The sequence below is a fragment of the Clostridium oceanicum genome, assembly GCF_039521385.1.
Classification (GTDB): domain Bacteria; phylum Bacillota; class Clostridia; order Clostridiales; family Clostridiaceae; genus Clostridium_F; species Clostridium_F oceanicum.
Genome location: NZ_BAAACG010000019.1, coordinates 517,075 through 539,102 on the forward strand (window position 1 = coordinate 517,075; position 22,028 = coordinate 539,102).

At 27.8% G+C, this 22,028-nt stretch carries 20 protein-coding genes; all 20 read right to left on the reverse strand.

Translation table 11 applies throughout. The features are described 5' to 3' along the window. Positions 1-32 precede the first annotated feature (32 nt). Entirely contained in the window at positions 33-572 is a 540-nt protein-coding gene (locus ABDZ71_RS18910; RefSeq protein WP_343764311.1) for a 50S ribosomal protein L25, read from the reverse strand. 151 nt (positions 573-723) lie between these two features. Next, positions 724-1,299 (reverse strand): indolepyruvate oxidoreductase subunit beta, encoded by a 576-nt coding sequence (locus ABDZ71_RS18915; protein WP_343764313.1) that lies wholly within the window; start codon positions 1,297-1,299, stop codon positions 724-726. 1 nt (position 1,300) lies between these two features. Then, complete coding sequence (iorA, locus tag ABDZ71_RS18920) at positions 1,301-3,061, reverse strand: indolepyruvate ferredoxin oxidoreductase subunit alpha (protein WP_343764315.1); 1,761 nt, start codon at positions 3,059-3,061, stop codon at positions 1,301-1,303. A gap of 79 nt (positions 3,062-3,140) precedes the next feature. After that, a complete protein-coding gene (locus ABDZ71_RS18925) occupies positions 3,141-4,043 on the reverse strand; it encodes a phosphate butyryltransferase (RefSeq protein ID WP_343764317.1) in 903 nt (300 codons plus the stop codon). Positions 4,044-4,228: 185 nt separating this feature from the next. Continuing rightward, complete coding sequence (preA, locus tag ABDZ71_RS18930) at positions 4,229-5,458, reverse strand: NAD-dependent dihydropyrimidine dehydrogenase subunit PreA (protein ID WP_343764319.1); 1,230 nt, start codon at positions 5,456-5,458, stop codon at positions 4,229-4,231. Beyond that, positions 5,458-6,777 carry an FAD-dependent oxidoreductase gene (locus ABDZ71_RS18935; protein WP_343764321.1) on the reverse strand — a complete coding sequence of 440 codons (1,320 nt, stop codon included), beginning with the start codon at positions 6,775-6,777 and terminating at the stop codon, positions 5,458-5,460. Before ABDZ71_RS18935 ends, preA begins: the two co-directional genes overlap by 1 nt. 180 nt (positions 6,778-6,957) lie before the next feature. Next, the gene (gene hisE / locus ABDZ71_RS18940; protein ID WP_343764323.1) at positions 6,958-7,290 is read right to left on the reverse strand and encodes a phosphoribosyl-ATP diphosphatase; all 333 of its coding nucleotides are present in this window, start codon (positions 7,288-7,290) and stop codon (positions 6,958-6,960) included. Positions 7,291-7,362: 72 nt separating this feature from the next. Beyond that, entirely contained in the window at positions 7,363-7,680 is a 318-nt protein-coding gene (gene hisI / locus ABDZ71_RS18945) for a phosphoribosyl-AMP cyclohydrolase (protein WP_343764325.1), read from the reverse strand. A gap of 112 nt (positions 7,681-7,792) precedes the next feature. Then, positions 7,793-8,554: an imidazole glycerol phosphate synthase subunit HisF gene (gene hisF / locus ABDZ71_RS18950; RefSeq protein ID WP_343764327.1), complete on the reverse strand. Its 762-nt coding sequence runs from the start codon at positions 8,552-8,554 to the stop codon at positions 7,793-7,795. A 68-nt stretch (positions 8,555-8,622) separates the two neighbouring features. Further along, positions 8,623-9,330: a 1-(5-phosphoribosyl)-5-[(5-phosphoribosylamino)methylideneamino]imidazole-4-carboxamide isomerase gene (gene hisA, locus ABDZ71_RS18955; RefSeq protein WP_343764329.1), complete on the reverse strand. Its 708-nt coding sequence runs from the start codon at positions 9,328-9,330 to the stop codon at positions 8,623-8,625. After that, positions 9,327-9,932, reverse strand: coding sequence for an imidazole glycerol phosphate synthase subunit HisH (hisH, locus tag ABDZ71_RS18960; RefSeq protein ID WP_343764331.1), 606 nt, complete (start codon positions 9,930-9,932; stop codon positions 9,327-9,329). Before hisH ends, hisA begins: the two co-directional genes overlap by 4 nt. Before the next feature lie 17 nt (positions 9,933-9,949). Then, a complete protein-coding gene (gene hisB, locus ABDZ71_RS18965; protein WP_343764333.1) occupies positions 9,950-10,534 on the reverse strand; it encodes an imidazoleglycerol-phosphate dehydratase HisB in 585 nt (194 codons plus the stop codon). Between the two features lie 31 nt (positions 10,535-10,565). Beyond that, a complete protein-coding gene (gene hisC / locus ABDZ71_RS18970; protein WP_343764335.1) occupies positions 10,566-11,612 on the reverse strand; it encodes a histidinol-phosphate transaminase in 1,047 nt (348 codons plus the stop codon). Next, positions 11,612-12,898: a histidinol dehydrogenase gene (gene hisD / locus ABDZ71_RS18975; RefSeq protein WP_343764337.1), complete on the reverse strand. Its 1,287-nt coding sequence runs from the start codon at positions 12,896-12,898 to the stop codon at positions 11,612-11,614. The genes hisC and hisD overlap by 1 nt, the downstream gene beginning before the upstream one ends. A gap of 236 nt (positions 12,899-13,134) precedes the next feature. Beyond that, entirely contained in the window at positions 13,135-13,770 is a 636-nt protein-coding gene (gene hisG, locus ABDZ71_RS18980; protein WP_343764339.1) for an ATP phosphoribosyltransferase, read from the reverse strand. Positions 13,771-13,794: 24 nt separating this feature from the next. Beyond that, on the reverse strand, positions 13,795-15,081 hold the full coding sequence (locus tag ABDZ71_RS18985; RefSeq protein WP_343764341.1) for an ATP phosphoribosyltransferase regulatory subunit: 1,287 nt from the start codon (positions 15,079-15,081) through the stop codon (positions 13,795-13,797). A gap of 308 nt (positions 15,082-15,389) precedes the next feature. Beyond that, on the reverse strand, positions 15,390-16,409 hold the full coding sequence (locus tag ABDZ71_RS18990) for an alpha-hydroxy-acid oxidizing protein (RefSeq protein WP_343764343.1): 1,020 nt from the start codon (positions 16,407-16,409) through the stop codon (positions 15,390-15,392). Positions 16,410-16,503: 94 nt separating this feature from the next. Next, positions 16,504-16,968, reverse strand: coding sequence for a 2-thiouracil desulfurase family protein (locus tag ABDZ71_RS18995; RefSeq protein ID WP_343764345.1), 465 nt, complete (start codon positions 16,966-16,968; stop codon positions 16,504-16,506). Positions 16,969-17,017: 49 nt separating this feature from the next. Next, positions 17,018-19,390: an endonuclease MutS2 gene (locus tag ABDZ71_RS19000; protein WP_343764347.1), complete on the reverse strand. Its 2,373-nt coding sequence runs from the start codon at positions 19,388-19,390 to the stop codon at positions 17,018-17,020. 82 nt (positions 19,391-19,472) lie between these two features. Beyond that, positions 19,473-21,830 carry a U32 family peptidase gene (locus tag ABDZ71_RS19005; protein ID WP_343764349.1) on the reverse strand — a complete coding sequence of 786 codons (2,358 nt, stop codon included), beginning with the start codon at positions 21,828-21,830 and terminating at the stop codon, positions 19,473-19,475. Between the last annotated feature and the right edge of the window lie 198 nt (positions 21,831-22,028).

Below are 22,028 nucleotides of genomic sequence, written 5' to 3' on the forward strand. Positions count from 1 at the left end.
ACAAAAGATGCTAGCCTTTAAGCTAGCATCTTTTATATTTGAGAAGATATTGCTGCTACAACTGTACTTGGATCTTCTTCAACAACTATATCCTGTGAAATTTCTATATCACATATTTTAAAACTTTTACCATGCTTTATATTTGATAAATCTACTTCTATATTTTCAGGAATATTATCTTTTCTACACTTAACTTTTATGTTTTCTTTTTCTTTTTGTATTATACCGCCTTTTCTCATTACTAAATCTTCTCCTATAAAAGTTATAGGTATTTCTGTATTTATAGTATTTTCATCCTTTGGTATCTCCTCTAAATCTATATGTATTATTTTATGCTTTATAGGATCTTTTTGTATTTCTCTAATAACAGTTTTATGAACATCCCCATTATAATCTATTTCTAACATGCCATGTTCACCATTTTTGCAAATGGTATTTCTTAATTCTAATTCTCCTACTTCAAACATCATATTAGAAATATTTTTCCCATATAGTATCCCTGGAATTTTAGAATATTTTCTTTCTTTTTTAGGATTACTAAAAGTTCTATTTTTTATATTTATTTTATTCAACTTTACATCCCTCCAATATTTTTTATTATTGGCATATACTTCATTGCTTATTCATTATTATATTTTTTAATATATAATAAAAAGACTATATAAAATAGTCTTAACCATTTTATATAGTCTATATAGGGTTTTAATTTTATATTCTATCTTTTTATTTTCCCATTCCTTTACATAAAGCTTTTTTATTTAATTCTATAGCTTTTTTAGGAACTAATTTTTCTATTACTTCATTCCAATTTATCTCTTCTAAGTTTATAGCTTTAATAAGTCCACCTAATAAAACTACATTTTGTGCTTTCATATTACCAAGATCTTTAGCTATGTTAGATGCATCTAATACTATAGTATTATCTACTGCTTTTTCTAATTTTTCTATTACTTTATCAGGATATTTTTCTTGTCCTATTAAAACTGGTACTGGATATAGTTCATAATCATTTATAACTAAATATCCATCTTTTTTTAGATAAGGTAACCATCTAGCAGCTTCACTTTTTTCAAAGGCAACAATAACATCTGCACTGCCTTTTCCTATAAGAGGTGAATATACTTTATCACCAAATCTAACTTGAGTACTTACAGTTCCACCTCTTTGAGCCATACCATGGACTTCTGACATTTTAACATCATATCCTGCATTTAAAAGTCCTGCAGTAAATATTTTTGAAGCAAGGATAGTTCCTTGTCCTCCAACTCCTACAAATAATACACTTTTAACATCTTGCATATTATTCACCTACCTTTTCTATAGCATCAAATTTACATACTTGTTTACATAACTCACAGCCGTTACACATATCAGAATTTATACTTACCACACCATCTTTAAATTGTAATGCTGGACATCCTGTTTTTAAACAAGCTTTACACTTCTTACATTTATCTGTATTTATAACACATTTTAATTTAACTCTCTTTTTAGCTACATCTTTCTTTAAAGCACAGGCTCTTTTAACTATAATTACAAATGGATCTGTACTATCATGAGCTATTTTAACAGCAGCTTCTGTTTCTTCTAAATTATAAGGATCAACTACTTTAACATTACTTTCTTTTATTCCCATAGAAACAACTACATTTTTTATATCTATTATAGGTGCTTCTTTTCCTTGTAATGTCTTGCCTGTTCCAGGGTTTTCTTGATGGCCTGTCATGGCAGTAATTCTATTATCTAATATGCATGTAACTATAGGAGTATTATTATAAATTGAACTTGCAAGCCCTGTCATACCAGAATGGAAGAAAGTTGAATCTCCTATAAATGCAAATACTTTCTTATCTCTTTTAGCTATTTGATTAGCTTTTTCTACACCAAGACCGGAACTTATTGAAGCTCCCATACATATTACTGTATCTGTTACATTAAGTGGAGCAACCATTCCTAATGTATAACAACCTATATCACCTGTAGCTATTACATCTTTATATTTTGAAACAGCATAAAATATTCCTCTATGAGGACAGCCTGGACATAATACCGGTGGTCTAGATGGTGCTTTTATATCTGTCTTATAATTTTCTTCTACTTTTTCACCGTTTATTCCATTTCTTATTATATCTGGATTAAGCTCTTCACATATAGGAATTAATTCTTTACCAATACATTCAATTCCCATAGATTTAACTTTATTTTCTATATAAGGATCATTTTCTTCAATAATATATAACTTATCTACCTTAGCAGCAAAATCTCTTATCATTTCATCTGGTAATGGGTAACTAAATCCTATTTTTAAATAAGATGCTCCACTGCCAAATACTTCTTTAGAATACTCATAAGATATACCACTAGTTATTATACCTATTTTTGTATTTCCCATTTCTATTCTATTTAAAGGACAATTGTTAGAATACTTTCTAAGTTCTTCTAGTCTTTCTTCTACCTCATAGTGTTTAACTTTAGAATTAGCTGGAATCATTACATATTTTTTTGTATTTTTTTCATATTTCTTAACTGGTACTTCTTTTCTTTCTTTTAAACTTACTACACTTTTTGAGTGTGATATTCTAGTAGTACTTCTAAACAAAACTAAAGTATCAAACTTTTCACTTATGTCATAAGCATATTTCATAAAATCTATACACTCTTGTGAATCTGAAGGTTCCACCATAGCAACTTTAGCATGTGGTGCATAAAATCTATTATCTTGTTCATTTTGTGATGAATGCATACCTGGATCATCTGCTGTAACTACTACAAATCCTCCATTAACACCTTCATATGCCATTGTAAAAAATGGATCTGCAGCTACATTTAGTCCTACATGCTTCATTGTTGTTAAAGTTCTTGCTCCACCTATTGAAGCTCCTGATGCTGTTTCTAAAGCAACTTTTTCATTAGGTGCCCACTCTGCATAAACCCCATCATATTTACAAAAATTCTCTAGTATTTCAGTACTTGGAGTTCCTGGATAAGCAGATGCTACATTACACCCTGCCTCATAAGCTCCTCTAGCAATAGCTTCATTACCTGACATTATAACTTTCATATTAAATTTATACCCCCTATCTAATGTTTCATCTCTTAATTACTTATTCAACAACATATTACTTAATGTATAATTTATACTATTTATTGCAAGAAAGTGCTCCTAAAGCTATTGAATACAATTTTGACTTATAAGTATCAGCTCTAGAAACTAAAACAATTGGACACTTAGCCCCTAATATTATCCCTGCATTTTCTCCTTTTGCAAGGTAAGTCATTGATTTCCCCAAAAAATTTCCTGACTCTATATTAGGTACTAATAATATGTCTGCTTCTCCTGCAACTTTACTTTTTATTCCTTTATGCTTTGCAGCTTCTTTTGATATAGCATTATCTAATGCTAATGGTCCATCTATTATACATCCTTTTATTTGACCTCTTTTATTCATTTGAGTCAAAGCTGCTGCATCTATGGTTGCTTGCATACTTGGATTAACTACTTCTACTGCACATATTGGTGCTACTTTAGGCTCGTCTATTTCTAAAGAATGAGCAAGCTCTACAGCATTTTCTACTATAGCTATTTTTTCTGTAATTTCTGGATAAGGTACCATTCCTCCATCTGTTAAAAATAATAATTTATGGTATGCTTCTACATCATAAATCATCACATGAGATAAAACCTTTTTGTATCTCAATCCAGCTTCCTTATTTAAAACAGCTCTTAATAGATCTGCAGTTCCAAGCATTCCTTTCATTATGAAATCTGCTTCTCCTTCACTTACTAAACTTACAGCTATTTTAGCAGCTTTAGTCTTATCTTTTTCGTCTATTATTTTTATACTGTCTAAATTAAAGTTTTCTTTTTTAGCAATGTCTCTTATTTCTTTTTCATCTCCAACTAAGATAGCTTTAACCATTCCTAGATTTACGGCTTCAATAACTGATAGTAGTACTTCTTTGTCTTGTGCCACAGCTACTGATAATACTTTTTTTTCTCTTTCTTTTGCTAAACTTAGAAGTTCATTTAAAGATTTAACCATTATACCCCTCCTTTATGAAAACTGTTACACTATTTACATTAATTATTATTCCTTTGACTTAAAATGTCAATGTTAATAGCTAAAGCATTAAATTTTTTGTAGTAAAAAATATTTTCAAATCAGTATTTGTAAATGAAATAGTTATCCTAATATTAGATAAATTTAAGATATTTATTTAATATACCTTAAACAATTATTTTTCTATTACTTTTCTTAAATTCAATATCACCATCAGATATACTTTGAACCGGGCAAACATTAGCACATAAATGACATCCAACACATCTATCTTTTATAAGTTCTGGTTTTCTCTTTTCTTCATTCCAATTTATTGCTTGATGTCCCCCATCATAGCAAGATATATAGCACCTTCCACATCCAACACATTTCTTATCATTAAATTTAGGATACACAATATGATTCCTATCTAGGTTTTCTGTAGGTATAATATTATGAAGAGCTATCCCTACCATATCTTGAAGTCTACTGAATCCTTTCTCCTTCATATAATATGAAAGACCACTTATCATATCTTCAACAATTCTATATCCATATTGCATTATAGCTGTTGTAACTTGTAAATTACTTGATCCAAGCATAATAAATTCTGCTGCATCTTCCCAAGTTTCAATTCCTCCAATTCCACTAATAGGAATGTTTTTAAGCTCCTCATTCTTTGAAAGTTCATATATAAATCTTAATGCAATTGGTTTTACAGCTTTTCCAGAATATCCAGATACAGCTGATTTTCCTTTGATTATAGGTAAAGCTGTAAAATTTTCAAGATCTATTCCTGTTATACTTTTTATTGTATTTATTGTAGCAATACCTGTAGCCCCTCCTTTTAGAGATGCAATAGCAGGTATTGACATGTCTCCTATATTAGGAGTCATTTTTGCAAGTATTGGTAAATCTGTCCCTTTCCTTACTGCCTCACAATATTTTTTTACAAGCTCTGGATTCTGACCTACATCTGATCCCATTTCATGACTAGTCATCTGCGGACAAGAAAAATTACATTCAATTATATCAGCGCCTACTTCTGTTACAAGCTTTGAAAGCTTAGTCCATTCATCTTCATTTTGACCCATAATTGATGCAACTAAAACTTTATTTGGGTAATTCTTTTTTAACATTCTCATTGCTTCTAAATTTTCTTCCAAAGGATGCTCTGCTATTTGTTCCATATTCTTAAATCCAATAAAGGAAGTGGATTCTTTTTTCAAATTAGTAAACCTTGGTGACACTTCATTTGCAATAAAATATCCAATTGTCTTAAAAACAATTCCTCCCCAACCAGTTTCTAAGGCTTTAGCACACATTTCATAACAATTTCCTACTGGAGATGATGATAAGAAAAATGGATTCTCACATTTAACACCACAAAAATCTATAGATAAATCTACTTTTTTCATTAACATTCTCCTCCTTTTACAGATGCTACTTCACCACATGCAATTTCACTTTCCTTTTCTAAAGACAAATACTTATGAATTTCCTCTGCTGCTTCTTTACCTTCTTTAACTGCATAAACTACAGTTTTATCCCCTTCTACTACATCGCCACAGGCAAAAATATCTTCCAAGTTAGTTTTATAATTTTTAGTTTTTATAAGTTTATTTTCATTAATTTCTATATGAATTTCGTCCTTTATATCTTCTACTTCTTGTCCTATAGCAAATATAATTTGATCTGCTGGAAGATCCATTAAAGAATCATCAAACATTCCTATTCCTTTAAATCTAGCTACTTTCCCATCTTTTCCTATAATTTTTTCTGGCTTAATTCCTGTAAATATTGGTATATTTAAAGACTGACAATACTGCTTCTCCTTTTGATCTGCTGGCATTTTTTCTATTGTTCTTCTATAAACTATTTTTACATCCTCACATCCTAAAAGTTTACAAGTTACAGCACAGTCAACGGCTACATCTCCTCCACCGATTACGATTACATGCTTACCTATTTTAACTTTTCCATTCTTATCTTTGCATTGAGATAAAAATTCTGTACCTTTTAAAACCCCTTTAAAATTAATTCCTTCTATATTAATCAACTTACTTTTTTTCATACCTATAGCTAAAAGTATAACTTTAAACCCTTGATTTTTTATATCCTTAATACTAATATCTTCTCCAACTTTACAGTTAGTTTTAAATTCTACTCCTAAATTTTTTATATATTGTATTTCATTATCTACTACTATTTGTGGAAGTCTTTCTGGTGGTATACCATAGGAAAGCCATCCTCCAAGTTTATTTTTTTCTTCAAATACAGTTACTTTATAACCTTTCAATGCTAATTCTGCTGAAGCAACAAGTCCGCTTGGTCCTGAACCTATAATGGCTACTTTGTCTTTATCTAATTTGCTCTTTTTTAGAACTTCCATAGATATAGCTTTTTCATAATCTGTTAAATACCTTTGAAGTTTTCCAATTTTTATAGGCTTGTCTATATCTGTTCTGCTACATCCTTCTTCACAGTATTTACTTGTTGGACAAACCCTAGAACAGACTCCACCTAATTTATTATTACTTCTTATAGTTTCAATTGCCCCTTTTATATTTCTAAAACGAAGAGATCTAATAAATCTTGCAGGATCTGTTCCTGCAGGACAAGCTTTGGTACATGGTGCATCATGACATAGCAAACATCTTGAAGCTTCCTCTATTGCTAGAAGAGGAGTAAAAGTTTTTTCTCTTTCTTTTAAATAAATATTACTATCTTTTATCATCTATGTACCTCCTTATTACTTTTCAACATTTTACAAATGTTGTAATCTATAGTATACCATTTTATTAAATTTATTTCTATATTTTGTAAATTTAAACATAAAAAAAATTGACAATATAAATTGCCAACTAAGACTTTAATAATTTCCATATATTCTTAAAATTCATTAATATAAATCAAACTAATAATTTTGTATCTCTCTTCTTTCTTGCTTCTTATTAGATATTTTTTTGCGTCTTTCCTTTAATACATCTTCTATATCTTCAATACTTATATCTTTCTCAGCTAAAAATACAAGCATATGATATATATAATCACAAACTTCATTTATAATCTCAACTGAATCATCATTTTTTCCTGCTATAATAACTTCTGTGTTTTCTTCTCCTAACTTTTTAAGTATTTTATCTAACCCTTCTTTAAAAAGATAATTTGTATATGAACCCGAAACTTCATTATTTTTTCTATCTTTAATAACTTTATATAATTCTTTAATTACATTGCCTTCTTTCATTATTATACCCCCAGTTATTTTCTTATGGATTAATATATAATTCTAATCAATTCTTAAAAGAATAAAAATTAATTATAAAATTCTTCTATAAAAACAACTTCTATTTTTAGTATGACAGGCCGATCCAATTTGTTCTACTTTGATTAAAATAGTATCTTCATCACAATCTATATAAACTTCTTTTACATATTGAAAGTTTCCTGAAGTGGCTCCTTTATTCCAATATTCTTTTCTAGATCTACTCCAAAACCAAGTAGTTTTTGATTCTAAAGTTTTACTTAAAGCCTTTTTATCCATAAAAGCTAACATTAATACTTCATTATTTTTATAATCCTGTATTATTGCTGGAATCAACCCTTTTGTAAAATCTATTTTATCTAATAAACTCATTTAACTCTTCTCCCTACTTATTTATAAGCTAGTCTATTTATATAAATCCTGTTATTATTTTACCCTAATCATATATTTATCTTTGCCTATAATATTAATTATTTTCAATCATCTATAACCTAATTTCTACATTCTTATTTTTTAAGTATCTTTTAACTTCTGGTATAGTAAGCTCTTTATAATGGAATAATGAAGCCGCTAGTGCTGCATCTGCATCTGTTTTATCAAACACATCATAAAAATGTTCTATATTTCCACATCCTCCAGATGCAATAACTGGGATATTTACAGAATCACAAATAGCATTTAAAAAATTAATATCATATCCGCCTTTAGTTCCATCTGCATCCATACTAGTTAATAATATTTCTCCAGCCCCTAAACTTTCAGCTTTTTTTGCCCATTCTATAGCATCTAATTTAGTATTAACTCTTCCTCCACTTATAAATACATCCCATCCAGTTTTATCTTCTCTTAATTTCCCATCTATAGCTACTACTACACATTGATTACCAAATTTTCTAGAAGCCTCTGTTATAAGATTAGGATTTTTAACTGCTGCTGAATTTATAGAAACCTTATCTGCTCCTGCTCTTAAAATATTTTTAAAATCTTCAACAGTATTTATTCCTCCACCTACAGTAAGTGGTATAAATACTTTTTCTGCTGTTTTTCTTACTACATCTATCATTGTTTTTCTTTCTTCATAAGTTGCAGTTATATCTAAAAACACTATTTCATCTGCACCAGCTTCACTATAAATTTCTGCAATTTGTACTGGGTCACCTACATCTTTTAAGCCTACAAAATTTACACCTTTAACAACTCTGCCAGCTTTTACGTCTAAACAAGGTATTATTCTTTTAGTTAGCATTTCTAACACCTCCATATAACTTTTATATAAATTCAATTTTAATAGGGTTCTACCTTTATTCTATTAGGCTACAATTTAACAGCTTCTTTTAAATCTATATTTCCAGAATATACAGCCTTTCCAGTTATAGCTCCATAAAGATCCATTTCCTTTAAATCCTCTAAATCCTTCATATTTTTAATTCCTCCAGAAGCTATTATGTTACAATTTACACTTTCTTTAAGCTTCATAAGTTGATTTAAATTAGGTCCTTTTAAAGTTCCATCTCTACTTATATCTGTAAATATTATAGTTTCAATTCCTATTTTTTCTATTTCTTTTGCAAAGTCAATATAATGGATTTTACTAACCTTTGTCCATCCATTTACTGCTACATATTCATCTTTAGCATCTATACCAACTGCAATTTTTTCTCCATACTTATCTACAGCCTTCAAAAGAAGTTCTTTATTATTTAAAGCAGCAGTTCCAAGAATAACTCTAGACACTCCTTTTTCAATAAAAAGATCTATGCTATCTATATCTCTTATTCCCCCACCAAGTTCTATTGGTATTTTAACTTCTTCAACTATTTTCTCTATAATATCAATATTTTTATTATTAAAGCCTCGAGCTCCATCTAGATCTACTATATGTATATACTTTGCTCCTTCAGCTTCAAATTTTTTTGCAACTTCTAGAGGATTTTTACCTACAACTTCTAAAGAAGAAAATTCTCCTTTGTATAACCTAACACACTTTTTATTAATTAAATCTATAGCCGGAATTATTATCATTTTATCAACTCTCCAAAATTTTTTAATATTTTCATTCCTACATCACCGCTTTTTTCTGGATGAAATTGAATACCATATATATTATCTGAGCTTACTATAGCCGGTACTTTTACACTATACTCACAATAAGAATTTAATACATCTTTGTTTTTTAATACTGCACAATAAGAATGAACAAAGTACACATAACTATCTTCTTTTACACCTTTAAGCAAAGGACTATTTTTATTTATTTTCAGATTATTCCATCCCATATGTGGTATCTTTAAATCTACTTCAAGTTTTTTAATAGTTCCCTTTATAAAACCTAATCCTTTTGTTTTTTCAACTTCATCACTTTCATCAAACAAAAGCTGCATTCCAAGACATATTCCAAGGATTGGTTTATTAGCCTTAACTACTTTTTTTATAACTTCATCTAGCTTCTTATTCTTTATATATTTCATAGCATCTGGAAAAGCCCCTACCCCTGGAAGTATTACTCCTTTAGCATTTAAAATTTCATCTTCTCTATTAGTTATTGTTGATGGTATTTTTAAAAAGTCTAATACATTTTGAACACTCTTTAAGTTACCCATGCCATAGTCTACTATAGCTATCATTAAATCACCCCACTAATTTATAAAACTCCCTTTGTAGACATTACTCCTTTTATTTTTGAATCTTTACTAACTGCTTCACGAAAAGCTCTACCAAATGCTTTAAATAACGCTTCAACCATATGATGATTATTTTTTCCATACATTATTTTTAAATGCAGCGTAATTCCTGCATTAAACGCAACTGCTCTAAAAAATTCTTCTACCATTTCAACATCGAAATCACCTAATTTATCACAAGTAAATTCTCCATCAAATACTAAAAAAGGTCTTCCACTAATATCAAGGGAAGCTAACGCTAAAGTTTCATCCATAGGCAAAAAACTTGTACCATATCTTTTTATACCTTTTTTATCTCCTATAGCTTTTTCAATACATTCACCTAAAACAATCCCTATATCTTCTATAGTATGGTGTGAATCCACCTCCAAATCCCCTTTAGCTTGTATATCTAAATCTAACAAACCATGTTTACATGTAAGACTTAACATATGATCAAAAAACCCTATTCCTGTATTTATATCGTATTTCCCAGTTCCATCTAAATCTAAAGATATTTTTATAGAAGTTTCACTTGTGTTTCTTTCTATTTCTGATTTTCTCATATCTTTTCTCACATCCCCTTGGATTTATAAATTAAAAATTCCTTATCTTACTTAGTACTATATTATTTTCTTCTCTTGTTCCCACAGTTATTCTTAAAAAATTTTTAAGTCTTCCTTCTTTGAAGCTTCTTAATTTTATTCCTTTCTTAATTAAAAAATCATTTATTTTGTCTGAATTTTTAGTTTCTATAAGTATAAAATTTGCATAAGACTTATATACTTTAAACTCTTTTATTTTTCTTAATTCTTTATACAAGTACTCTCTTTCTTCTATTATTTTATTTACATTTTTAATAATAAAATCTTTATCTTTTAAAAGTACAGAACCTACATTTTGAGTTAATGCATTAACATTAAAAGGCGGTTTAACTTTTAATATCTCCTCCACTAATTCAATATTAGCTATTAAAAAACCAAGTCTTATAGCTGCAGCACCTAAAGCCTTTGAACATGTTCTTAGTACTATTAAATTTTTATAACAATTACATTTATCTATTATGCTATCTCCATAAAACTCCATATAAGCTTCATCTATTACAACAATGCTATTACAATTTTCTATTATTTTAATAATATCTTCCCTTTTTATAATTCTTCCTATAGGGTTATTTGGATTAGATAAAAATAATATTTTACACTTTTCTTTATTAACAGTATCTATGAGATTTTGTATATCTATATTAAATTCGTCATCAAGAGGGATTTTAACCATACTTCCTCTAGCAATTTCAGTGTAAATATCATACATAGAAAAGTCTGGCATTACCATAGCTGCTTTATCACCTTTATCTAAAAAAGTATTAGTTATTATTTGTATAAGTTCATCTGATCCATTTCCAACTATTATATTATCTTCATCAGCACCAATATATTCTCCATATAACTTACGTAAATCTCTTGACATCTCATCTGGATATCTATTAAACATTGTATTTTGTACAGCATTTAAAATCTCTTTTTCTATTTCTTTAGGATATTTTATGAAACTTTCATTAGCATCTAATTTTATTTTATAATTCTCTTTGCCTACCTTATAGGGTTTAAAATATTTTAAATCTTCTCTAAATAATTTTTCCATTACTTTTCAAACCTCACTTTTATAGAATTAGCATGAGCTGTAAGTTTTTCTGTTTCAGCTATTTTAATTATCTTATCTTTTACATCTTCTAAGGCGTCTCTTGAATAATATATATAACTAGATTTTTTAATAAAATCATCTACTGAAAGTGGTGAGAAAAATTTTGCAGTCCCACTTGTTGGTAGTACATGATTTGGCCCTGCCATATAATCTCCTAATGGTTCTGGTGAAAATTTTCCAAGAAATATTGATCCAGCATTTTTTATATTTCCAAGGTATACAAACGGATTATTTACCATAAGCTCTAAATGTTCCGGTGATATAGTATTAGCTATTTCTATAGCTTTTTTAATACTAGATGTAACAATAATTGCTCCATAATTTTTAAGAGATTCTTTTATTATTTCTTTTCTTTCTAAAGTTTCAACTTGTCTTTGAATTTCTTTGTAAACATCATTAGCTAGTTTTTCTGAAGTAGTAACCAATATAGATGACGCTAATTTATCATGTTCTGCTTGAGAAATTAAATCAGCAGCAATATATTTTGCTTCTCCATTTTCATCTGAAATAATTAATATTTCACTAGGACCTGCTATCATGTCTATATCTACATTCCCATAAACAGCTTTTTTAGCTAAAGCAACATATATATTACCTGGTCCTACAATCTTATCTACTTTAAAAATAGACTCTGTTCCATAGGCTAATGCCCCTATAGCTTGAGCCCCTCCAACTTTATATATTTTATCTACTCCAGCTATTTTTGCAGCTACTAGTATATTAGGATTTATACTACCATCCTTAGAGGGAGGTGTTACCATTATAATTTCATTAACTTCTGCTACTTTAGCTGGTATAACATTCATAAGTACTGAAGATGGATAAGAAGCCTTTCCTCCTGGAACATATACCCCAACTCTATCTAATCCTCTAACTGTTTGGCCCATTGTAATGCCTTTATCTTTAGTCATAATCCAAGAATTATTTTTCTGTTTTCTATGAAAACATTCTATATTTTCTTTAGCAAGTAAAATGGCATCTATAAACTCTTTTTCAACACTTTTATATGCATCCTCTATTTCTTTTTCTGTAACAAGTAAACTTTTCACATTGCAACTATCAAATTTATTAGTATAATTTAAAACAGCTTCATCTCCATTTTTTCTTACGTCTTCTAATATTTTTTGTACAGTCATATTTACATCTACTTGTAATTCTTCTGCTCTTTCTTTTAATTTTTCTATATAATTAATATTTTTATTTTCTTCTCTAACTATTTTTATCATCTTTACCTCCTTATTATTTCTTATGAAACTCACTAATTTTATAAAAAATAAAAAATAATCTATAATTATGTATCTCATCTTGTTGTTAATTTAACTGCCCAATAAACTGATAAGTATAGTTTAATTATTAATTTTCTATATTAACTTAAAGTTTAGTTTATAAATTTTGTATAAAATTTAAAATATTTTTCTAAATACATTTTAAATTATATATATTTAGAAAATTCAATGTATTTTTAAAAGTTTTCAACACAACCTTCAACTTTTTCTATAATTTCTGTTATTTCTTTTTTCTTTATTTTTATACTGTTTTTATTAACAATCATCCTGGCACTTATACTACATATATCTTCAAATACGATTAATCCATTTTCTTTTAACGTATTACCAGTTTCCACTATATCAATTATTGCATCTGCAAGCCCTACTAGTGGAGCCAACTCTACTGATCCTTCCATTTTTATAATTTCTATATCTTGTCCCTTTCCCTTAAAATACTCTCTAGCAACATTAGGATACTTTGTAGCTATTTTCTTTCTGTTAAAGCCTTCCTTTATACTAAAATTTGGAATAGATGCCAAGGCAAATTTACATTTACCTACTTTCAAATCTACTACTTCGTATAATTGTCTGTTATATTCCATTAAAGTATCTTTTCCTACTATTCCAATATCTACAACTCCACGCTCTACATAAGTAAGTACATCTACTGCTTTTATTAAAATAAATTCAATATTTGAATTGCTACTTTTTAAAATAAGTTTTCTTCCTTTATTTATAAGTTCATCACAATTAACCCCTATTTTTTCAAATATATTAATTGCATTCTTTTCTAATCGTCCCTTTGTTAAAGCTACTTTTATACAATTCATAAAAAATCACCTTTCTTTCTACGTTTAATATATTTCCTTTATCTCTTTAATTACTTTTTCTTTATCAAAAGATGATAGTTTTTTAAAAGTTTCTTTTTTAATATTCCATAACTTAATATTTGAATAATCTATAACACTTAACATACTCTCAATATTAAAGTTCTTACAATAATCAACAGCTTTTTTTTCATCTTCAGCCAATCCAATTTCTGCTTTTATATTTCTTTCTTCCATATTTTCTACTAAATTATAGGCTTCACTAAATAAATTATTTTCCTCACAATAAACATAACAATTCATATATAATTCATTTAAATTTTTCTTTTCTTTCTTTATAGACTTCATTATGCTATCAATATTTATAGAAAACCCTGTAGCTGGCATTTCAACTCCAAATTCTTTTAATAACTTGTCATATCTTCCCCCTCTTAAAAATTCTCCACCAGTTTCACTTACATATCCTCTAAAGATAACTCCAGTATAATAATTTATATGTTGTACCATTCCTAAATCTATAGATAAATATTTGCTAAATCCTATTTGGTCTATAACTTCATAAATCTCTCTTATATTTTTTAAAGCCTTTAATGCTTTTTTATTATTTGTTAATTTTTCAGCTTGATATAATACTTCAATTCCTCCAAATAATTCTGGCAGTTTCTTTAATACTTCTACTGAATTTTCATTAATACTATCTTTTCTTTTATTAACAAAATTTCTTACTCCAGCAAAATTTTTATTTTCTACTAATCTAGTTAATTTTTTTATTTCAACATCATTTATACCTGATTCTTCTACAATAGATTTATAAAAATCATTTTGCCCTATTTCTATTTTAAAATTTTTAATACCTATAGATACCATAGAATTTATTGCTGTTATCAATAATTCTATATCTGCTTTAATATCTTTTGTTCCTATAATTTCAATTCCTGATTGTGTTATTTCTCCCATTTTTCCATATAAGCTTTCATTTATTCTAAAGACATTAGCTGTATAACATATTTTTATAGGATAACAAGCTTGTTGAATTTTTGAAGAGACTATTCTAGCTATTGGCATTGTCATATCTGGTCTTAATACTAATATTCTTCCTTGTGCATCAAATAATTTGTACATTTTTTCTTGTTTTATAGGCTGATTTTCAACATTAAATACATCATAAAACTCAAGGGTTGGGGACTTTATCTCTTTATATCCTCTTTTCATATAAATATTTCTTATTTTATTTTCAATATTTGATTTATCTGTACACTCATCAAAAATCACATCTCGGGTTCCGTCTGGAATACATTTTTTCCATTCATTCATATATCATATCCACCTTATTTATTTTATCACTTTACCACTTTAAAGTATTATCTTATTAAAGATAATACTCCACTTTAATTATTCCGTCAAGAGTTTTTTTGTTAAATTTCTAGTTTTATTAGTAAAATATACCTTGAATCTTTTAAATTTAAATATAAAAATAACAGCTTATAACAAAAGTTACTTTGTTATAAGCTGTTACTTATATATAGTACAATTAAAATAATCTATTATAATCTTATTATTAAATCATCTCTTAAAAATATTCTAGAAATGTATCTTAACTACTAAAATAAACATAAAACCTTCTAGTAATTATATATTACTTTTCTATCTATATCTTTAATATCTTTACATCCAGTTAAAACCATAGCTGATTTAAGTTCGCTTTTTAGTTTCTCAACATAAAGTTTTACCCCTTCTCTTTCTCCTCCAAAAGAAGCAGTAACAAAAGGTCTTCCTATAAGAACAGCATCTGCACCTAATGCTATTAATTTTAATACATCTACTCCAGATCTTACTCCACCATCTGCAAATATTGTTATTTTCCCTTTAACTTCATCTGCTATTTTAGGTAACACATCTGCAACTCCTGGAGTTTGATCTAGTACTCTTCCACCATGATCAGATACAACAATAGCATCTACCCCTGCTTCTACAGCTAATTTGGCATCTTCTACTGTCATTACACCCTTTAATATAAAGGGTAAATTTGTACTTTTAACTATTTCTTTTATTTCTTCTACGGTTTTAGGTTCAACAGGTTTTCCATGAAGAGCTAAAGTTATAAGACCTGCTGCATCTATATCCATTCCTATAGCAAAGGCTCCTGCTTTTTCTGCCAACTTTATTTTATTTATAACATTCTTATTTTCCCAAGGTTTAATTACTGCAATACCTTCTCCATTAAACTTTTCTAATTGTTTTAAATTTGTTATTAAAAATGAATCTACTGCAGTATCTCCAACCATAGGATATATTCCTGCATCAAGACATCCTCCAATAACCCAAGATATATAATCTTCTTCTGATATTTTACCACCCATATTCAAGGTAGTACCAGAAACTGGTGCAGCAAAAACAGGTATATCCATATCTTTGCCAAATATATTTACAGATGTATCTGGATGTTTTGCATCATGTATTAATCTCATATTTAATTTATAAGAATTTAATGCATCTATATTACTAGTAAATGCTTGTCCAGTTCCCTTGCCTCCCATACCAGGCACTTCTCCAGAGCAGGCTTTACCATTACAGACAGCACAAACTCTACAACTTCCATTTAAATTTTGACGAGCACTTTTTAAGACATCTTTATAATCCATTATTTTCCCTCCTAGATAAACTATATAACATTGATATAATTTTATAATATATGTGTTAGTATGTAAACTTAATATACTTAATTACATATATTAACTAAAACTCTTTTAATAATTCATCTATATTTTCTTCTGTATAAATCTTTATTCCATTTCTTAAAAGTAGCTCTGCTGTAACACCATTACCATCTTTTTTATTTCCTGAAAAAGTACCATCATATATTCTTTTAAATCCACATGATGGACTTCTTGCTTTTAAAACAGCTATTTTAGCATCACATTCTTTACCTATTTTTAAAGTTTCATATGCACCTTTTAAAAATTCTTTAGTTGCATCATCACCATCTGGTCCTAGTATTTTAGCTTTTCCATCTAAAACATCTGCTCCAGTTCCATTATTTATTTCATGAGCTGGTCTTGGAGTAGCTTGCCCCCCTAGCTGTTCTGGACAAATGGGCATTGCTTTTCCTTCTTTTAAAAGTTTTAATACTTTTTCATTTAAATTATTTTTTCCATTATATTTACAATCCACTCCACATAAACATGCACTTACTAAAATCATATAAAGATCCCCTTATTTATCCTTTTATTATTTATATAGAAACAAAACTTTACTTAAGTTCCGCTACAGTAACTCCACTTCCACCTTCTCCATATTCTCCTAATCTATAATTCTTAACATGATAATGTCTTTTTAACATATCAGTTATAGCTTTTCTAAGTACCCCTGTACCTTTACCATGTATTATTGTAACTTCTCCAAGACCTGCCATATAAGCTTCATCTAAATATTTATCTACTGTATATTCAGCTTCTTGTGAGTCCATTCCTCTAAGATCTACAGAAGAGCTTACGGATTTAATATTAAGTTTCATTTTTTTCTTTGATTTCTTTCTATTTCCTTTATTATTACTACTACTTGAAGTAGTATTTGAAGCTCTTAAATCTTTTAATTTAACACTTACTTTCATTATACCTGCTTGAACTAAAACTTCTCCTTTATTATCTGCTTTAGACAATACAATAACCTTTTGGTTTAATGAAGGCACAAATACTTCTTGCCCTTCTTCAACATTTTTTAAAGCCTCACCTTTAGCTTCAGGTTTTATAGCTTTTTCTTCTGCAGCATCTAATTTATCTTTTAATTTTTTTCTTTGTTCTTCTAACTTTTGCCTTGCCTCTGAAGAATAGCCCATTCTTTCAATCTGTCTTATATCTTTTAATATTTTATCTGCTTCTTCTTTAGCTTCTCTTATTATATTTTTAGCTTCTCTTCTAGCACCAAAAATTTCTTTATCACGTACATTTTGTAATTTTTCCATTTTATCTTTTAATTTAGATTTTTCTTTATGAGCTTCTAATTTTAAATTCTCTGCTAATCTTGCATCTGTTTCTGCTTTTATACTTTTTTCTTGCAAACTTTGAATTAATTCTTCAAACTTTAAGTTATCATTAGATATATTGTCTCTTGCATAATCTATTATATAATTAGGAAGCCCTAATCTTTTAGATATTTCAAAAGCATTAGATTTACCTGGTACACCTATTAACAATCTATAAGTAGGTTTTAAAGTTTCAACATCAAACTCAACAGATGCGTTTTCAACTCCTTCAGTTTTTAAGGCATATCCTTTTAATTCACTATAATGAGTAGTTGCAATAATTTTAGTATTTCTTTTTCTTAAATTTTCTAATATAGAAACAGCAAGTGCTGCTCCTTCTGTAGGATCTGTTCCTGCTCCTAATTCATCAAATAAAACCAAAGATTTATCATCTGATCTATCTATAATATCTACTATATTTTTCATATGAGAAGAGAATGTAGATAAACTTTGTTCTATGCTTTGCTCATCTCCTATATCTGCAAATACTTCATCAAAATAAGCTACTACTGAATTTTCTCTTGCTGGTATCATAAGTCCACTCATTGCCATTAAATGTATTAAACCAACAGTTTTTAAAGTAACTGTTTTACCACCAGTGTTCGGTCCTGTTATTATTAAAGAAGTAAAATCCTTACCTAAATTTGCACTTATAGGAACTACTTCTTTTCTATCTATAAGAGGATGTCTTCCTTCTATTATATCAATAATACCTTTATCATTTATAATTGGATATGTGCAGTTATATTCACTTGCAAACTTAGCTTTTGAAAAAATAAAATCTAGTTCCCATATTATATCAGCATTTATCCTTACCACTTCAATATTTTGATAAACTTCTCTAGATAGCTCATCTAATATTCTTTCTATTTCAGCTTTTTCTTTAAGCATTAATTCTTTTATTTCATTATTTAAATTAACAAGACTTATAGGTTCTATAAATAAAGTAGCGCCACTAGAACTTTGATCATGTACAAGACCTTTAACAGCTCCCTTGTGTTCTGCTTTTACTGGAAGTACATATCTATCTCCTCTAACTGTATATATATTCTCTTGAAGATAAGAAGAATAAGATCTAACTAAAGAATTTATTTTTCCTCTAACAGAATAATTTTTATCTTTTAAACTTCTTCTTATATTATATAGTTTAGAACTTGCCTTATCTGATATTTCTTCTTCTCCTACTATGGCATTAAAAATATGATCTTCTATATTCTTAAGTAAAGTTATACCTTCACATATATTTTCTAAAACTCTAAAAGATTCTTCTTCCTCTTTATGATTTATATAGTCTTTAAATCTTCTAGCAGCTCTTAACATTGATGCTATCTTTAAAAGTTGACCTGGAATCAAAACTGATCCCTTTCCTGCTCTTGATATTCCATCTCTTACGTCATATACACCTTCAAATGGTGGAGCACCTTTAGTAACTAAAAGTTTAAAAGCTTCTTTTGTTTCCTCTATATGTTCTTTTACCTCATATATATTTTCATAAGGTACTAATTCATCTATGATATCTTTTCCCGCCGTTGTATTAGTATAATCTTTTAATATATTTTTTATTTTATTAAATTCTAAAACTTTAATAGCTTTATCGTTCACCTTTGAACCACCCTTCTTCCGTATATTTAAATAATTAACTGACTGTTATTTATTTAAATATACCTTAAGTTAAACTAACAAACTATTGAACTCCTCTTTTAAAATGTCCTCTAGTGTAATTTTTAAAATCTTTATCCCATTTTTTCTTTTTAAATGATTTTAATATATCTTCTACTTCACTATAAGTTTCCTCTATAAAATCTAGCCTATAATACCTACATCCCATATTATCTAACTCTTCAAAATTAGATATTAAATTTATAGGTAAACTGTTATATATATGACTCCTACAAAAGTCATCAGTTTTTATAGGAAATTCAATTCCTAATCTATCTTTCATATAAAAGTTAGCATCTAGGCAAGGTTTATTACAGTTATGTTTCTTAGATTTTCCTCCAAAAAAACTTCCTATAGGACAATACTCACTAACCATATTTTCTATCTTACCATAGATGAGCATTTGATTCTTATCATTTTTTCTTAATATATTACTTAACTCTTTTTTATTAAGTTCAACACTTAAACAAGATAAATTTAAATATTTGTTATAAAAACTATTTGAATCTGAATTAAATATGTTTAATTTATAATCTCCTATTACATCTAATTTATTATTAAACTTTGATATAATTCCTAAATTAGCTGTTACTATTCCTTTTATATAATCTATATTATTGTTTATAACTTTTTCTACATAAGAAAATTCTTCTTTTATTATATTAGGTATTTTTAAATATACATTAGTTTTTCCTTTTGAATATTTTTCTATGTCTTCTACCTTTAAATCATTTTTCATAAATATATCTAAAATAATATTTTGGAAGCCATTTTCTATTGTTGCCTTAAGTTGATCTTTACTGTTAACTAAAATCATAGTTTCTGGCATTTCATTTTTATTTATACTATAATCACTTAACATATGATTTTTTATATTTAACTTTTTATCATTTTTATTCTTTAATATATGATTTTCTATTTCATCTACTAAATCTCGTCTTAATTTATTCAATGATGATACTGGCATAAAACCTTCTTCAAAACATTGAAAATCAATTTTTTCTATTTTAAATGGAGTTTCTCCACTTTTTTTCAAGCTCTTATTTATCTTCTCTTTTGTTAAAGGTACTTTTTTAGCCTCTTGAACTATATCTCCTTTAACTAAATATTCTTTGTTGTCATATATACAATATACTTCTATAGGATCTCCTATTTTAAATTTAACTTTTACATCTAAAAATATTTTTCTGCCGAATTTATCTTTATATGTATCTTTTAAAGAATCTAAAAGTTCTTTACTTGAAGCTTTATAAAGTCTATCTCCACTTTTATAATTTAAAGGTTTTATTTTTATTTTATCCCCTTTAAAGGCTTTATCTACTTCTTTATTATTTTTTATTATTTTTGACACAGTAAATCCTTTGTCTTTATTTCTTATACCATCTTTTAAAGTTAAATCTTCATTTAATTTTATATATCTATCCTTTTCTACCTTTCCTAAAAACACACCTGTATTTTTAGGAAACTTAGATGATATCATATCTTTGCCTACATTTTTATATAAATATGCCTTAGAAAATCCTTCTCTATTAAATAATTGGAGTAATTCATTGTTGTATCTATTAAAATTAAAACTATCTTCTTTTTTAAGTACTTTATCTATAGCTTTTCTATAAGCTCTAACTACTCCTGCTACATATTCCGGTCTTTTCATTCTTCCTTCTATTTTAAAAGACTTAGTACCAGTTTTTATTAAATCTTCTACATTATCTAAAGTACAAATATCTTTAGGACTTAGTAAAAATCCTTTTCTTTCTTCTTTAGTTTCTTTATTTATCATGGTATAGGGTAATCTACAAGGTTGAGCACATCTACCTCTATTCCCACTTCTTCCGCCTAGTATACTACTCATAAGACATTGTCCAGAATAACAGACACATAATGCACCATGAACAAAAGTTTCTGTTTCAATATTTAAATCTTTAGATATATATTTTATTTCTTTAAGAGAAAGCTCTCTAGATAAAACTATTCGATGAAAACCTATATTTTTTAAAAATAGTGCTCCCTCTCCATTATGAATAGTCATTTGTGTTGAAGCATGAAGCTCAAAATCCGGAAAATATTTTTTAATTAAAGAGGCTACCCCTAAATCTTGAACTATAAGGGCATCTACCCCTGTTATATATAAAAATTTAATATATTCTAAAGCATCTTTTATTTCATTATCCTTTATTAATATGTTTAAAGTAACATATAATTTAACTTTATATAAATGACAATAATCTACTGCTTTTTTTATATCCTCATCAGTAAAATTACTTGCATATGCCCTTGCTGAAAATTTGCTACCTCCTATGTATACTGCATTTGCTCCAGATTGAACTGCTGCACATAAACTTTCCATTCCTCCAGCTGGAGCCAGTAACTCTATATCAATCATTTTCATCTCTCCTACTATCTTTCCTAAACTACATTATACACTATAACATAAATATTTAAAAAATATAGATTAACCTCACAAAATAAATAATTGTCCCAAATATAAGATCTATTTTTTTCAATACTCCTTTCATATTTATTAATTATTTAGTTTAATTTATTATAAAAAAACATATGGTGATAACAGAAAATCACACCA

Excerpts from the sequence above, each read along its gene's own strand:
- ABDZ71_RS18915 (WP_343764313.1), bottom strand. The coding sequence starts at position 1,299 with ATGCAAGATGTTAAAAGTGTATTATTTGTAGGAGTTGGAGGACAAGGA.
- iorA (WP_343764315.1), bottom strand. The coding sequence starts at position 3,061 with ATGAAAGTTATAATGTCAGGTAATGAAGCTATTGCTAGAGGAGCTTAT.
- ABDZ71_RS18925 (WP_343764317.1), bottom strand. The coding sequence starts at position 4,043 with ATGGTTAAATCTTTAAATGAACTTCTAAGTTTAGCAAAAGAAAGAGAA.
- preA (WP_343764319.1), bottom strand. The coding sequence starts at position 5,458 with ATGAAAAAAGTAGATTTATCTATAGATTTTTGTGGTGTTAAATGTGAG.
- ABDZ71_RS18935 (WP_343764321.1), bottom strand. The coding sequence starts at position 6,777 with ATGATAAAAGATAGTAATATTTATTTAAAAGAAAGAGAAAAAACTTTT.
- hisE (WP_343764323.1), bottom strand. The coding sequence starts at position 7,290 with ATGAAAGAAGGCAATGTAATTAAAGAATTATATAAAGTTATTAAAGAT.
- hisI (WP_343764325.1), bottom strand. The coding sequence starts at position 7,680 with ATGAGTTTATTAGATAAAATAGATTTTACAAAAGGGTTGATTCCAGCA.
- hisF (WP_343764327.1), bottom strand. The coding sequence starts at position 8,554 with ATGCTAACTAAAAGAATAATACCTTGTTTAGACGTAAAAGCTGGCAGA.
- hisA (WP_343764329.1), bottom strand. The coding sequence starts at position 9,330 with ATGATAATAATTCCGGCTATAGATTTAATTAATAAAAAGTGTGTTAGG.
- hisH (WP_343764331.1), bottom strand. The coding sequence starts at position 9,932 with ATGATAGCTATAGTAGACTATGGCATGGGTAACTTAAAGAGTGTTCAA.
- hisB (WP_343764333.1), bottom strand. The coding sequence starts at position 10,534 with ATGAGAAAATCAGAAATAGAAAGAAACACAAGTGAAACTTCTATAAAA.
- hisC (WP_343764335.1), bottom strand. The coding sequence starts at position 11,612 with ATGGAAAAATTATTTAGAGAAGATTTAAAATATTTTAAACCCTATAAG.
- hisD (WP_343764337.1), bottom strand. The coding sequence starts at position 12,898 with ATGATAAAAATAGTTAGAGAAGAAAATAAAAATATTAATTATATAGAA.
- hisG (WP_343764339.1), bottom strand. The coding sequence starts at position 13,770 with ATGAATTGTATAAAAGTAGCTTTAACAAAGGGACGATTAGAAAAGAAT.
- ABDZ71_RS18985 (WP_343764341.1), bottom strand. The coding sequence starts at position 15,081 with ATGAATGAATGGAAAAAATGTATTCCAGACGGAACCCGAGATGTGATT.
- ABDZ71_RS18990 (WP_343764343.1), bottom strand. The coding sequence starts at position 16,409 with ATGGATTATAAAGATGTCTTAAAAAGTGCTCGTCAAAATTTAAATGGA.
- ABDZ71_RS18995 (WP_343764345.1), bottom strand. The coding sequence starts at position 16,968 with ATGATTTTAGTAAGTGCATGTTTATGTGGAGTGGATTGTAAATATAAT.
- ABDZ71_RS19005 (WP_343764349.1), bottom strand. The coding sequence starts at position 21,830 with ATGATTGATATAGAGTTACTGGCTCCAGCTGGAGGAATGGAAAGTTTA.